Below are 13,183 nucleotides of genomic sequence, written 5' to 3' on the forward strand. Positions count from 1 at the left end.
TGGCAGGACGGGGTCCTCTTTCTCGCCATTCGAGGATGACGGAGCCCCGAGCGATTGGGAGGTCGCGCATCTTGAACATCGACATCGACGAGGCGGATCGGCGCATTCTCCGCATCATCCAGGAACAGCCGGGCCTCACCATGCGCGAGCTAGGCGAACTCACAGGCCTCAGCCACACGCCCTGCTGGCGGCGGCTGCAGCGGCTGCAGGACATCGGCGTCGTCAGCGAGAAACGCTATCTCGTGGACCCGGCGGCGGTCGGCTTCGACATCGTGGCCTTCTGCTTCGTCAAGCTCGTGGAGCATGGGCGCGGCCGGCTGCAGGAATTCGAGAGGGCTGTGGCCGACGTTCCCGAAATCCTCCAATGCTATTCGCTGAGCGGCGATTCGGATTACCTGCTTCAGGTCGTATCGCGCAGCGTGCGGGACTACGAAGAGACGGTGAAGAACGCGCTCACCGAACTTCCGAACGTGCGGTCCATCAGCACGAGCTTCACGTTGAAGCGCGTGAAGGCGTCGACCTTCGTTCCGGTGTGACGTTAGGCGCAGGCGGCATCGCTCAAGACGCGGCGTACGTGACGGCGGGCGTTTCGTGCGATATCCCTCTGGCACAAATCAAGACCGGACCGCCGGCCGCACACCTCCGGAGCCCTCATGACGACCGATCTCGCGACTGCCCGGCGGAACACGCGCGTTCTCATGGCGGCGCAGGCGCTCGGCGGCGCGACCGGACCGATCGTGATCTCGCTCGGCGGCCTCGTCGGCCAGGGATTGTCGCCCGATCCCGCTCTCGTCACGCTGCCCGTCAGCGCCTTCAATCTCGGCCTTGCCGTCGGTACGCTGCCGGCGGCCTTCGTGATGCGGCGTCTGGGGCGCCGGAGCGGCTACGTTCTGGGCGCCTGCATCGCCATGGCGTCCGGATTGACGGCGGCGCTCGGCATCGCGCTCGCGGGCTTCGCCCTGTTTTGCCTAGGCACCTTCGCGGCCGGCCTTTCCTCGGCCTATGTGCAGACCTATCGCTTCGCCGCGACGGATGCGGCGGAAGGCGCCTTGCGGGACAAGGCCATCGCGCGCGTCATGCTCGGCGGTCTCGCCGCCGCGATCATCGGCCCGCAGATCGTGATCTGGACGCGCGACGCGCTGCCGGGTGTGCCCTTCGCCGGAAGCTTTCTCGGCCTGTCGCTTCTGGCGCTGATCGCCATTCCGATCCTGCTTCGGCTTCGCGGCACGAAGCCGCCCCCGCGCCACGGCAGCGCCGTGGCGGGCGGGCGAAGCCTCAGCCAGATTCTCGCGACGCCGCGCTATCTCCTCGCGGTCGCCACCGGCATCGTCTCCTATGGTCTCATGACCTTCGTGATGACGGCGGCGCCGATCGCCATGGTCGGCCACGGACATTCCGTCGGCCATGCCGCGCTCGGCATCCAGTGGCATGTCCTCGCCATGTTCGGCCCGAGCTTCGTCACCGGCCATCTCATGGCGCGCTTCGGCAAGGAGCGCGTGGCGGCGGTCGGCCTGTTTCTGATCGCGAGTTCGTCCGTCGTCGCGCTCGGCGGCTTCGACCTCGGGCATTTCTGGATTTCGCTGGTGCTGCTCGGCATCGGCTGGAATTTCGGCTTCATCGGCGCGACCGCCATGGTGGCCGACTGTCACACGCCGGAGGAGCGGACCAAGGTTCAGGGCGCCAACGACTTCCTCGTCTTCGGAACCGTCGCGACCGCCTCGTTCTTCTCCGGTTCGCTGCTTCACGCGTCCGGCTGGGAAGCGATCAACTGGCTGGTGTTTCCCGCCGTCGCGCTCGTGCTGGTGCCGCTGGTCTGGCGCGCGGCACGGGGGCGCTAGGACTTTCGCTCAGGCCGCGACTTCGCCGTAGAAGGCGCGCTTCTCCTGATACATGCGCTGGTCGGCACGCACGAAGAGGCTTTCCATGCTCTCGCCGGGCCGCCGCCAGGCGGTGCCGAGCGAGAAGCTCAAGGGCGCGTCGGAGCGCCCCTCGCCTTCCGCCGCCGCGCGGCGCGGCAGCGCGCCGAGAAGCTCCAGCGTCGCGCTTTTTATAAGGCCCGGCATGACCACCACGAACTCGTCGCCGCCCATGCGCACGACATGGCAGGGCGGCGGAAAGCTCGCGGACAGAACCCTCGCCATGCGGCGCAGAAGCTCGTCGCCCGCCCTGTGCCCCATCCGATCGTTCAGCGCCTTCAGCCCGTTCAGATCGATCACGGCCAGAGCGATCGGCTCGTCCGAGGTTTCGAGCCGGTCCATCTCCTCGCTGAGAAAACTGCGATTGTGGAGATCGGTCAGCCCGTCATGCGTGCGCGCGAATTCGAGCTGGCGCAGGGCGAGCTCGCGGGCCGTCACATCCTCTACCGAGATGAGATAGCGCGCCCAGCTGGCCTCGTGGCCCGGCAGAAGCCGGCCGTGGTAACTGACGTCGAACCCGCGCCCCTTGGCGGTATAGTTGCGCGTGGTGACGCTGGTGCGCAGCGCTCCGCTCCACAGCTGATCGATCACATCCACGAAGGCGGCGAGCTGATCGTCCTCGAAGATGACGCGGATATTGGAGAAGAGTTCGGCCTCGTCGGTCACCTCGTACATGCGAAGGGTTTCGCGGTTGACGGAAACGACCTGCACGAGCGCGACGAGTTCTTCGACGCGGGTCGGCTCGGCCGCAAGCCAGGGCCGCAGCTCCGCCAGTCCCTCCGCGCGCCACTCGTCGAGACGCGCCTTCAGGGCACCGAGATCCTGCATCCACATGGAGTTCGGAGCCGAGTCGAAAATCGCCGCGAGATCGTCCCAGCTGAGACGCGATCCGGGCGGATGGGTCCCACGGGACTCCAAGGTCTTCGTCATCACCAAGCGCCAATCTGCAACCGACGAACTCATACGTAAAACGTAGCAGTTAGGGAATCGAGACTCAAAACGGATCGAACTTTCGGAACCCTAAGATCGAGCCCTTCGCACAATCCATGCGTGTTGTACGATCGCGACGGCTTGGCGCAAGCCACGAAGCCGTGCACAAGAAGGCCGATCGCCCGTCCGCCTCGGGGCGAACCGAACGTCAGAGCGAACGGAGAGCAAGAATGCCGGCCAAGACCCTCTTCATCGTCCAGCAGTTCGAAACGATGGGAAAGCGCCTCGTCGCCGGGCGGCAGATGGACTTCAAGACGGCCGAAGAAGCGGTCGGCCGGGCCGAGCGCGACGCGACGCGCGTCACCGGCGTCGTCGCGGTTCAACAGGTGGTGGACACCGACACCGGCGAGGTTCTGGAAGAGCCCATCATTCTGGCGCGGCACGGCCAGTTGCCGGCCGAGTTTTCCGAGGGCTGACCCGCCCTCGGCTTCGTTTCGAGCCTTTGCACTCGAAAGGCCTTACTGACCGAGCCCTTTAGCGGACAACGATCTCGCCTTCGTCGCGACCGTCCCAGTAATGGACGCGCGAGGCGTGGACCTTGATCAGCACCATGCCCGGCGTGTCCACGCCGTTCTCGAACCAGTAGTCGAGATCCTTGGTCCAGTGCGCTTCGAACTCCGCCTTGTCGCGGATCAGTTCGGCATGGCCCTCGACCGAGATGAAGATCGGCGGCTTGCCGAGCAGGCCCTTCGAGCCGGTCATGGACAAGGAGACTTTCGGGTCGCGCTCGATGTCGGACACGGTGCGATAGGATTCGTAGGTGAAGAACCAGGAATCGCCGTCATACTCGACATCGCCATTGTTGCTCATCGGGCGGCTGGCGATCTCGCCGCCTTCCGTCTTCGTCGAGAACATCGCGAAATCGATGCCCTTCATGCGTTTGGACAGGTCGTGCAGCGTGAGTTCGGCCATGGTGGTCTCCGCGTCTGGCTTGGCCAGCCTGCCCCAGTCGTCCGCATGCTGGCCGGATTGTCTTGGGTTGGAAGCGGCATCGGGCGACATGGTTCCCGCCCATTCGTGCTAGAGGCTCCCTGACCTCAGCGCTTCGCGCCTCGCGCCAGCCTCTTTTTCCGGACCGAACCCGTTCATGCAGCCGCCTTCCTACTACCCGATCTCGCTCCTGCCGTCCCTCACCGGCCGCTCCCTCGCGCGCTGTCTGGAGCTTGTCGAAGCCGGTCTCGTGCGCTCGCTGGAAGTGCCCTTCGGCGACAAGGCCAAGGACGATGGCGGGCGGCGCAAGGCCAAGCTCGTGCCGGCCGGGCGCGTTCGGGCGATCACGCAGATTCCCGAAGGCGAGATCGCACCCGACCCCGATGCCGACGATGCCGACCGCATCGCGCGCATCGTCTCGGCGCGGGCCGACGAAGTGGTGCGCGTGCGGCGCATGAAGGACAGCTCCTTCGGCGGGTTCGAGGTCGAGGTTCCCTTCTTCACGGCGATCTTCCCGACCGAGCGCGAAACGCTTTTGATGGCCTTCGTGCGCCTGCGCGCGCCCAAATCCATCCGCCAGCGACTGGCCGACGACGAAATCCTGAGCGAGAGCGACGTCGAGGCCACGGTGGAAGCCGTTGCGGAAAGCGCCGCCGAGACGGTCGCCGCGACGCGGGCGCTCCTCGCCTCGGTCGCCAGCGACTACGCCCGTCGCTTCGCCGAGGCGACGCGCGACCTGGAGGACCCGGCCGCCTTCCTGCGCGCGGCCACGCAGGCCGATCTCGAACGCTTCGTCTTCGCCCTTCAGGGTCCGGCCGAAGACGACATGCGCGGAGCCACCGACAAGTGGTTCGAGAAGGTGATCGGCTCGATCCACTCGCTGCGCCGCCAGAGCCGCCGGCGCGCGAGCTTTGCCGAGGCGTCCGGCTACGATCGCTATCCCAACCTGTTTCCGCTCGCCCGTTCCGTGGAGCGCAAGCTCCTGTTCATCGCCGGGCCGACCAATTCCGGCAAGACCTATGAGGCGATGCGGCTGGCGATCGAGGCGCCGACGGCGGAAGTCCTTTCGCCGCTGCGGCTGCTGGCCCACGAGCACCGCGAAACGCTGGTTTCCGCTGGCGTGCGGGCCGGCCTCATCACCGGCGAGGAGCGCGACGAGGACGAGGACTTCACCCATTACGCCCGCACGATCGAGACGATCGATGTCGGCCGGCGCGTCGATGTCTGCGTGATCGACGAAATCCAGATGCTGGCGGACGAGCAGCGCGGCTGGGCGTGGACGCAGGCGCTTTTCGCCGCCCCGGCCGATCTCGTGGTCATGACCGGCTCGCCCGACGCGATCCCGATGGTGGAGCGTCTGGCCAAGCTCCTCGGCGAACCGCTCGAAATCCGCACGCTCCAGCGCAAGAACGAACTCGAAGCCTGGCCGCGCCCGATCGGGCTCACCGATCTCCAGCGCGGCGACGCGGTGGTGGCCTTCTCGCGCGCGGCCGTGCACGAATTGCGCGAGGAGATCGTGCGGCTCGGCTTCAGCGTCGCGACCGTCTATGGCGCGCTCAGCCCCGAGGTGCGGCGGGCGGAAGCCGCCCGTTTCCGGCGCGGCGAGGCCGATATCGTGGTGGCGACCGACGCGATCGGCATGGGGCTGAACCTGCCCGTGTCGCGCGTCTTCCTGGCTGCGCTCGACAAGTTCGACGGCACCCGGCGGCGCGTCCTGTTCCATTCGGAAATCCGGCAGATCGGCGGGCGGGCCGGCCGCTTCGGCATGTTCGAGAAGGGCTGGGTCGGCGTCATCGGCGGCGGCGCGCATGGCGTCGAGAAAATCCGCGCCGCGCTCGCCACGCCGCCGAAGGACCTGTCGGGCCGCGCCTTCGTGCGGCCCAACCGCGAAAGCGTCGCGCTCGCCGCCGAGTTTCTGGAAACCGACGATCTCGCGCAGATCCTGACCTTCCTGCGCTCGCGCATCGTCATGGATCACGCCGATCTCCAGATCGGCGACATGGACGAGGAAATCGACAAGGCACGCCGGCTCGGCGGGATCGGCATTCCGCTTCTCGACCGGCTGGCCTATGCGATCGTGCCCGTGTCGCTGCGCCATCCCTGGTTCATGGACGCGGTTCTGACCTAGGCGCGCGCCCATGCGGCGGGCCGCCGGGCGCCCAAGCCCCCGCTTCGCTCCGGTGATCTCCAGCGCCTGGAGGACGGCGTCAATCTCGCCACCGCCTGGCTCTGGCTCGCGCAGCGCTTTCCCGACGTCTATCTCGACGCCGAGGAGGTGCGCGAGGGGATCGTCGCGCTGAACGGCGAGATCGAGCGCAATCTCGTCAAACTGTCCTCGACCCGCGCCAAGGGCAAGGGTGCCGGCGATGCGTCCCGCTCGCGGCGCGGGCGCAAGCCGCGCCCGAAATCATCCGGCGCACAACCGCGCCCCGCCTGAGCGCCCCATCCACCGTGGAAACCGTGAAGCCGCCCCGAGGCTGAGACCATAGGCCGCTTGCGAGAATCCTTGGCGATCCGTGCGGTTCGCGTTTGTGTCGGGCCGGAACTCTGGTAGGGGTGATCGGGCAGTTTCGAGGAGGCTCGTTTGAGAGCGACACGCGGCAGGTCGGGCGATTGGATGGGGCGCGTCGTCGCGTTCCTGTTCCTCGTCCATGCCGCGCTTCTCGGCTTCTCCCTCCCGGCCTCCGCCAGTCTCCTGCCGCGCGATCAGTTCGGCAACGTCCTCTGCACCACGTTCGGTCAGGCGAGCGAGCACGGAAAGCACGAGCGGGACAAGGGCCATTCCGGCATGCCCGCCTGCTGCTCCCTGGGCTGCGCCATGCATGGCGGCCCGCTTCCGGCCCCATCGACCCTGTCGCGCCCGATCGTCCAGCCCATGGTGCTGGAGGTGCCCTTCGTTCTTTTCGAAGGCGTCGGCTCGGGAGCCGTGGAAACGCCCCGCAACACGCGCGGACCACCCCTTCTCGGCTGATCCATCGGGCTCGGTGCCTCCGCGCACGGCTTGAGCGGTCGATTTGCATCGTGCTTCAGGCCGCGCAGGATGCCCCGCGCGACGGCTCGCGACACGCGGCTCGTCCCTGTCGGAGTTCCCGCCTCTCTCCCGAGGGCGGTCGCGTCCGATCCCGGCTGACGCCGTTGCGCACGTCGCCCTCGCCCAGCCCATCCGCGCGCCTGCCCGGCGTCCGCACCGTCTCATTCGAAGCGCCCTGCGAGTCCGGCCGCGCCCCAGCGCGACGACCCCGGCGCTTTCCATCTCCCTTTTTCGGAGCGTTCCGATGTCCGACATCATGGCCGAGCGAGCGGGCGATCTGCCCCGTTCCGCTTCCGCAAACGATCTCTACCGCGCGGTCTGGCGATGGCATTTCTATGCCGGCCTCTTCGTGCTGCCCTTTCTCGTCAGCCTGTCCATCACAGGCGGGCTCTATCTCTTCCACAACGAAATCGACGCCTGGGTTCATTCCGATGTGAAAAGGGTTCAGGCGTCGGCCCATGATGCCAGCGTTCCGCCGAGCCGGATGGTGGAGGCCGCGCTTGCGGCCTATCCGGGCCGTGCGGTGAAGTTTACGCAGCCGGCCGACGCGACGGCTTCGGCCGAGATCACCGTCCGCACTGCTGAAGGCGCCAAGCAAGCCGTCTATGTCGACCCGCAGGATGGGCGCGTGCTCGGCGCGATGGCCGACCGGGGCTCGATCATGTGGACCGTGCGCACCCTGCACAGCCTCAAATATTTCGGCCCGGTCGCGCGCGGCGTCATCGAGATCGCGGCGGGCTGGTCGATCCTTCTGGTCGCGACCGGGCTCTATCTCTGGTGGCCGCGCGGCCAACGAGGCGGCGTCGTCACCGTTCGCGGGACGCCGCAAAAGCGCGTCTTCTGGCGCGATCTTCATGCCGTCTCGGGTCTCGCGCTCGGCGGCTTCATCCTCTTCCTCGCCGTCACCGGAATGCCCTGGTCGCAGGTCTGGGGCGGCCAGGTGAACCAATGGGCGAACGGGTCGAATTTCGGCTATCCCTCGGGCGTTCGCGTGAACATTCCGATGTCCGACCAGAAGCTCACCGAGGGCGGCCCGGTCAGCTGGTCGCTGGAACAGGCGGTCGTGCCGACCTCCGCGCCGCCTCCCGCCGCCGAGCCGATCGGCCTCGACAAGGCCGTCGCGACCTTCGACGCGATGGGCCTGGCATCCGGCTATGCGGTCAACATTCCCACGAGCCGGACCGGCGTCTACACGGGCTCGGTCTACCCGGCCGATCTCGCGCAGCAGCGCGTCGTCCATCTCGACCAATATTCGGGCGAGCCGCTTCTCGACATGCGCTATGCCGATTACGGCCCGCTCGGGCGCGCGCTCGAATGGGGGATCAACGTCCATCTCGGGCAGGAATTCGGCCTCGCCAACAAATTGCTTCTGCTTCTCGTCTGCGCCGGAAACGTGATGCTCGCCGTTTCGGCCGGCGTGATGTGGTGGAAGCGGCGGCCGAGCCGCTCCATGGGCGTGCCGCCCCTGCCCAAGGACAAGGCTGTGTTTCGCGGGCTGATCGCGCTTCTCTTCGTAGGCGGCGTCCTATTCCCCCTAGTCGGCGCCTCGCTCCTCGTCATGTTGCTTCTCGACTGGAGCTTTTCGCGTCTGCGAACCCTTCGCCCCGCCTGAGCTATCAACGACTTCCTCACGATCTCCGAAAGGATGCTCCAACCATGTTCTCCTTCCCGCTCCGCACCGCCACTTTGGCGCTCGCCGCCGGCCTCGCGCTCGGTGCCCTTTCGTCCCCCGTTCTCGCCCATGGCTTCAAGGCCGGCTCGATCGAGATCGGCCATCCCTGGAGCCGCGCGACGCCGCCGGGTGCCAGAACGGGCGCGGGCTATTTCGTGCTGACCAATACCGGGTCGGCCGACGACAAGCTCGTTTCCGCGAGTTCCCCGGCGGCCGAAAAGGTCGAGGTCCACGAGATGTCGATCCAGGACGGCATCATGAACATGCGCCGCGTGGACGAGCTGACCATTCCGGCCGGGGGCACGGCCTCGCTTTCGCCGGGTGGCTACCACCTCATGCTGATGGGTCTGAAGGCGCCCTTCAAGGAAGGGCAGATGATCCCGGTCACGCTCACCTTCGAGAAGGGCGGGCCGGTCGAGGTCGAGCTACAGGTGGACAAGATGGGCGCGACCGGCCCGGCGCATGGCGCGGGCGAAGCGGGCGAGGAAGGCCACGCGCATTGACCGAAGGCCGGAACCGAAGCGGCTCGGCATGGCCTCTCCTCGCATCGCGCGAGGCGAGCGCCTTGTCGCGCCGGGTCGCCGGCGGTGATCGAACCGCCGGTCCCTCCGGCTGGCGTCGGTTCCACGCCGCCCGCTTCGTGTCCGGCTCTTCCGTTTCGCGGCCATGGCAGCGAGCCGCTCGATCCAGCGGACCAAGACCGCGCTTGGCCATCGACCTTCTCCTGCGGGTCCTTGCCCTCCTCTGGTTCGCCATGGCTCTCGTTCCGCTCGGAGCCGGTGCCGCCTTCGCCCATGCGGGGCTCGTCGCCACGAACCCGGAGAGCGATGCGGTGCTGCCCCGCGCGCCGGCCCGCTTCGAGCTGACCTTCAGCGAACCCGTCTCGCCGCTTCGCATGACACTGGTGGACCCGAGCGGTGCGGCCGAGGATCTGCAGGGCGCAGCCATTGCCGGCAATCGGCTCTCGATCCCCGCGCCTGCCTCAATGGCGGACGGCACGTATCGCCTCGGCTGGCGCGTCGTCTCGGTGGATGGGCATCCCGTGGCGGGCTCGCTTCTCTTCTCGGTCGGCGCAGCGAGCACACCGGCGCCGGCTCTGCCCGAGGAAGCCGATCGGGCGACACGCGGCTTCGTCTGGCTGTCCCGCCTGCTTCTCTATCTCGGCCTCGGCTTCGGGATCGGCGGCGCGGCGAGCCGCCTTCTGACCGGCGGGCCGCTCTCTGCGGGTCTTCCTTGGGTCCGCTCGGCCCTCGTGCTCGGCCTCGCGGCGGTTCCCCTCGCGATCGCCGCGCAAGGGCTCGATGCGCTCGGCGCGCCCTTGCGCGCCCTTGCCAGCCCCGCGGTCTGGCAGGCCGGCCGGGACACCGGCTTCGGGCAGACGGCCCTGATCGCCGTTCTCTCCTTCGCGCTCGCGATTGCCGGGACCTTCCTGCGCGGCGGCCTTGCATCGAAGTTGCTCGCAACGATCGCCGTTCTCGGCGCCGGCGCGGCACTCGCCTCGACGGGACATGCCGCCAACGCACCGCCCGAACTTGTGGCGCGACCCGCTGTCGCCCTTCATACGATCGCCGCCGCGCTTTGGGTCGGAGCCCTGCTGCCGCTGGCGCTGGCGCTGCGCCAGCCGGACGCCTCGGGGCTCGACGCGCTCCGGCGCTTTTCGGCCCGCATCACACCGCTTGTCGTGCTGCTGCTTCTCTCCGGCGGCGTGCTGGCGGTGATTCAGGTCGAAACACCTGCCGCCCTCTGGCGAACCGATTACGGGCGGGTTCTTCTCGCCAAGCTCACCCTCATCGCGCTTCTCTTTGCGCTGGCGGCCGACAATCGCTGGCGCCTCACCCGGCTGGCTCTCGCCGACGCGCCCGAAGCGCGGCGGGCGATGGTGCGGCAGATCGGCTTCGAAATCGCGCTCGCGGTCGCCATTCTCGGCACGGTCGCGCTTTGGCGCTTCACCCCGCCGCCCCGCATCGACGCGGCCATCGCGGCCGAGCCGGCGCGCATTCACGTCACGGGCGAGCGTCTGATGGGCGACATCCTCGTCTTGCCCGGCCATGCCGGCGAGGTCGAAGCCTCCGCCATGCTCATGACCATCGACTATGGTCCGGTAAACCCGGAATGGGTGGGCTTCGCCTTCTCGAAGCCGGACGGGATCGGCGCGCCGATCGTCAGCCCGGCCCAGAACCGGGGCGACGGGGTCTGGCGCGCGGAGGTGACGCTGCCGACGCCCGGCGTCTGGCGAATGCAGATAGATGTGCGGATCGACGCAGACAGCTTGGATCGCCTGAGCGGCGATATCACTCTAAGAGCACCTAACGATACCTCCGGGCGGAGGATGGTCGAGGGATTTTCGTCGGACCGCGCGGAACATAGCGCAGTCGATGCGAGGTCAGCATCGGCGAGCATTTGCGACAAAGCGGCTGGCGAAAAGAACCGACCAGCCGACCCCACGAGGTATTGTTAGGTGCTCTAAGACCATGAGCGACGGACAGGCTTCGGCCGGCGCTTGGAAACGAAAGGACGGATCATGGCATCGGGAAACGCCAATCGACTTCTGGCGCTCGGCGGCGCGGGGGTTCTGGTCATTGCGCTTGTCGGCGTGATCAGCTGGATGGCGTTCAACCAACCGGCGCGCGGCGCGCCGGAACAGCCCTTTTCCTTGAGCGACACGCGCGGCGGCACGGTCGATCAAAACGTGTTCCACGGCCGTCCGTCGCTCGTCTATTTCGGCTACACGAACTGCCCGGATGTCTGCCCGACGACGCTGATCGAAATGGCGGACTGGCTGAACGATCTCGGGCCCGAGGCGAAGGACGTGCAGGCGCTGTTCTTCTCGGTCGATCCCGAGCGCGACACGCTCGATGTGCTCCAGCCCTATGTCGCCTCGATCTCGGACCGGATCGTCGGCGTGACGGGCAGCTCGGCCGAGATGGAAAAGGCTGCCAAGGCCTGGCTCGTCTATGCGCGCAAGGCCGGCGAGGGCGCGGACTACCATATGCGCCATTCGACCTCGCTTCTGATGATCGGCGCGAACGGCCGCCTTCAAGGGCTGATCCCCTATGGAACGCCGAAGGACGAGGCGATGCAGAAGATCCGCAGCGTACTTCTGAAGAACGCCCCGCCGGCTCGCTCAACCGAGGCGCGCGAGACCACGGCCCCGCACGCGGGCTGACGGCGCGGGCGTCAGCCGGCCGGCATCTGGAGCAGGCGCTTCAGAGCGTCGAAGGCGGCCGGCGGCATCTGGGTCACGTTGAAACGCATCAGATCGCCTGCCGTCTGCGAAACGCTGAAGACATTGCCCGGCGCCAGAACCAGCTTTTCGGAGAGGGCCGCCTTGGCGAGATCGGCCGCATCCCGTCCGTCCGGCAGCCGGCACCAGAGCGTGAAGCCGCCGCGCGGCTCCGCCCAGACGCGCAGGCCGAGACCCTCCAGCCGCGCCTCAGCCTCCTTGCGGCGCTTGGCGAGCCGGGTGCGCAGGGCGCCGAGATGGCGTCGATAGCTGCCATCGCCGAGAACGCCGAGAACGAGTTCGGCCGCGTGTGGGCTCGGGCCGCCGAAATTCGTCGCGACTTGCAAGTCGATCAGCCCGTCGATCCATTCCGGCTTGGCCGCGATATAGCCGCAGCGCATCGAGGCCGAGAGCGTCTTGGAAAAGCTGCCGATGCGGATGACCCGGTCGAGCCCGTCGAGCGCGGCGAGGCGCGGGCTCGGCTCCGGCTCGAAATCGGCGAAGATGTCGTCCTCAACGATCGTCACGTCATAGGCCGCTGCCGCCAGCAGAACCCGGTGCGCGACGGCGGGTGAAAGCGAGGCGCCGGTCGGGTTCTGGATGGCGGAATTGGTGATGTAGAGCTTGGGCGAATGCGTGCGCACGAGCTCGGCGAAGCGCTCCGGGTCCGGCCCGGCGGGTGTGTAGGGCACGCCGACGATCTTCACCCGGTGCGCGCGCAGGAGCGCCTGGAAGTTGAAATAGCCGGGATCGTCGATCAGCACCGTGTCGCCGGGCTGGAGAAGGAATCGCCCGATCAGGTCGAGCGCCTGCGTGCCGGAGGCGGTCAGGAGAATCTGATCCGGCGGACAGGCAAGCCCTTCCGAAGCGAAGCGCCGCGCCAGCGCGCCGCGCAGCGCCGGCGAGCCCTGCGTCTCGCCATAATCGGCGAGGCTCCCGTCCTCCCCCTTGGCGAGCTTTCGCAAGGTGCGGCGGATCGCGTCCTGCGGCATCCAGTCGGCCGGGAGCCATCCGCATCCGGGGCGCAGAACGTTCGCGCCGGTGTCGAGCGACTGGCGCGAGACCCAGAGCGGATCGATCTCCCGATCGATCTTCGGCGCCGTCTCGTTGGCGGTGAGCGCCAGCGGCACCCCGGCGACATAGAAGCCCGAGCCCGGCCGCGAGCGGATCGCCCCTTCCGCCGTCAGCCGCTCGTAGGCCTCGACGACGGTGGATGGCGACACGCCCATGGCGCTCGCATAACGCCGGATGGAAGGCAGGCGCTCGCCCGGCATGAGGCTGCGCGACGCCAGCCTTCGGCGGATGTCCTCGACCAGATCCCTCGTGCGCGACATTCCATCCCCGCCAACCGTATCGAACCCTTTCCTAGCACAGTTTGGCATAATCCATACAAACCGTATCTCGAACGATTTCGCACGGAT

13 protein-coding genes are annotated in these 13,183 nt (G+C 67.7%); 10 read left to right on the forward strand and 3 right to left on the reverse strand.

The features are described 5' to 3' along the window. The first annotated feature begins 71 nt into the window (after nucleotides 1-71). Complete coding sequence (locus B146_RS0105855; protein WP_019995487.1) at nucleotides 72-536, forward strand: Lrp/AsnC family transcriptional regulator; 465 nt, start codon at nucleotides 72-74, stop codon at nucleotides 534-536. Nucleotides 537-653: 117 nt separating this feature from the next. Further along, nucleotides 654-1,838, forward strand: coding sequence for an MFS transporter (locus B146_RS0105860; protein ID WP_019995488.1), 1,185 nt, complete (start codon nucleotides 654-656; stop codon nucleotides 1,836-1,838). A 9-nt stretch (nucleotides 1,839-1,847) separates the two neighbouring features. On the opposite strand, the gene B146_RS0105865 is transcribed toward B146_RS0105860, so the two are convergent. Next, nucleotides 1,848-2,846, reverse strand: coding sequence for a GGDEF domain-containing protein (locus B146_RS0105865; protein WP_162141929.1), 999 nt, complete (start codon nucleotides 2,844-2,846; stop codon nucleotides 1,848-1,850). Between the two features lie 230 nt (nucleotides 2,847-3,076). Between B146_RS0105865 and B146_RS0105870 the strand changes: the two genes are divergently transcribed. After that, on the forward strand, nucleotides 3,077-3,322 hold the full coding sequence (locus tag B146_RS0105870; protein ID WP_019995490.1) for a hypothetical protein: 246 nt from the start codon (nucleotides 3,077-3,079) through the stop codon (nucleotides 3,320-3,322). A gap of 58 nt (nucleotides 3,323-3,380) precedes the next feature. Here the strand turns inward: B146_RS0105870 and B146_RS0105875 are convergent, their stop codons facing one another. Then, complete coding sequence (locus B146_RS0105875) at nucleotides 3,381-3,818, reverse strand: pyridoxamine 5'-phosphate oxidase family protein (protein ID WP_019995491.1); 438 nt, start codon at nucleotides 3,816-3,818, stop codon at nucleotides 3,381-3,383. Nucleotides 3,819-3,993: 175 nt separating this feature from the next. On the opposite strand from B146_RS0105875, the gene B146_RS27595 reads away from it, so the two are divergent. The 7 genes from B146_RS27595 to B146_RS0105905 all read left to right on the forward strand — a co-directional run bounded on the left by B146_RS27595 (nucleotide 3,994) and on the right by B146_RS0105905 (nucleotide 11,705). Continuing rightward, nucleotides 3,994-5,964, forward strand: a complete 1,971-nt coding sequence (locus B146_RS27595) for a helicase-related protein (RefSeq protein ID WP_019995492.1) — start codon at nucleotides 3,994-3,996, stop codon at nucleotides 5,962-5,964. Nucleotides 5,965-6,030: 66 nt separating this feature from the next. Then, on the forward strand, nucleotides 6,031-6,273 hold the full coding sequence (locus tag B146_RS28260; protein ID WP_081630921.1) for an SUV3 domain-containing protein: 243 nt from the start codon (nucleotides 6,031-6,033) through the stop codon (nucleotides 6,271-6,273). 147 nt (nucleotides 6,274-6,420) lie between these two features. Beyond that, nucleotides 6,421-6,807, forward strand: a complete 387-nt coding sequence (locus tag B146_RS0105885; RefSeq protein ID WP_155897385.1) for a DUF2946 family protein — start codon at nucleotides 6,421-6,423, stop codon at nucleotides 6,805-6,807. A 304-nt stretch (nucleotides 6,808-7,111) separates the two neighbouring features. Further along, nucleotides 7,112-8,479, forward strand: a complete 1,368-nt coding sequence (locus B146_RS0105890) for a PepSY-associated TM helix domain-containing protein (protein ID WP_019995495.1) — start codon at nucleotides 7,112-7,114, stop codon at nucleotides 8,477-8,479. A 44-nt stretch (nucleotides 8,480-8,523) separates the two neighbouring features. After that, complete coding sequence (locus tag B146_RS0105895; protein WP_019995496.1) at nucleotides 8,524-9,042, forward strand: copper chaperone PCu(A)C; 519 nt, start codon at nucleotides 8,524-8,526, stop codon at nucleotides 9,040-9,042. A 203-nt stretch (nucleotides 9,043-9,245) separates the two neighbouring features. After that, nucleotides 9,246-10,997 carry a copper resistance CopC/CopD family protein gene (locus B146_RS25180; RefSeq protein WP_019995497.1) on the forward strand — a complete coding sequence of 584 codons (1,752 nt, stop codon included), beginning with the start codon at nucleotides 9,246-9,248 and terminating at the stop codon, nucleotides 10,995-10,997. Between the two features lie 63 nt (nucleotides 10,998-11,060). Then, nucleotides 11,061-11,705, forward strand: coding sequence for an SCO family protein (locus B146_RS0105905; RefSeq protein WP_019995498.1), 645 nt, complete (start codon nucleotides 11,061-11,063; stop codon nucleotides 11,703-11,705). Nucleotides 11,706-11,716: 11 nt separating this feature from the next. On the opposite strand, the gene B146_RS0105910 is transcribed toward B146_RS0105905, so the two are convergent. Next, the gene (locus B146_RS0105910) at nucleotides 11,717-13,096 is read right to left on the reverse strand and encodes an aminotransferase-like domain-containing protein (RefSeq protein ID WP_019995499.1); all 1,380 of its coding nucleotides are present in this window, start codon (nucleotides 13,094-13,096) and stop codon (nucleotides 11,717-11,719) included. Nucleotides 13,097-13,183: the final 87 nt, after the last annotated feature.

The organism is Aureimonas ureilytica DSM 18598 = NBRC 106430, assembly GCF_000382705.1.
Taxonomy (GTDB): domain Bacteria; phylum Pseudomonadota; class Alphaproteobacteria; order Rhizobiales; family Rhizobiaceae; genus Aureimonas; species Aureimonas ureilytica.

What these genes read in the sequence shown, in the direction of transcription:
- B146_RS27595 (WP_019995492.1), top strand. Translation starts at nt 3,994, where the DNA reads ATGCAGCCGCCTTCCTACTACCCGATCTCGCTCCTGCCGTCCCTCACC.
- B146_RS0105895 (WP_019995496.1), top strand. Translation starts at nt 8,524, where the DNA reads ATGTTCTCCTTCCCGCTCCGCACCGCCACTTTGGCGCTCGCCGCCGGC.
- B146_RS0105875 (WP_019995491.1), bottom strand. Translation starts at nt 3,818, where the DNA reads ATGGCCGAACTCACGCTGCACGACCTGTCCAAACGCATGAAGGGCATC.
- B146_RS0105910 (WP_019995499.1), bottom strand. Translation starts at nt 13,096, where the DNA reads ATGTCGCGCACGAGGGATCTGGTCGAGGACATCCGCCGAAGGCTGGCG.
- B146_RS0105860 (WP_019995488.1), top strand. Translation starts at nt 654, where the DNA reads ATGACGACCGATCTCGCGACTGCCCGGCGGAACACGCGCGTTCTCATG.
- B146_RS0105870 (WP_019995490.1), top strand. Translation starts at nt 3,077, where the DNA reads ATGCCGGCCAAGACCCTCTTCATCGTCCAGCAGTTCGAAACGATGGGA.
- B146_RS0105905 (WP_019995498.1), top strand. Translation starts at nt 11,061, where the DNA reads ATGGCATCGGGAAACGCCAATCGACTTCTGGCGCTCGGCGGCGCGGGG.
- B146_RS0105890 (WP_019995495.1), top strand. Translation starts at nt 7,112, where the DNA reads ATGTCCGACATCATGGCCGAGCGAGCGGGCGATCTGCCCCGTTCCGCT.
- B146_RS0105865 (WP_162141929.1), bottom strand. Translation starts at nt 2,846, where the DNA reads ATGACGAAGACCTTGGAGTCCCGTGGGACCCATCCGCCCGGATCGCGT.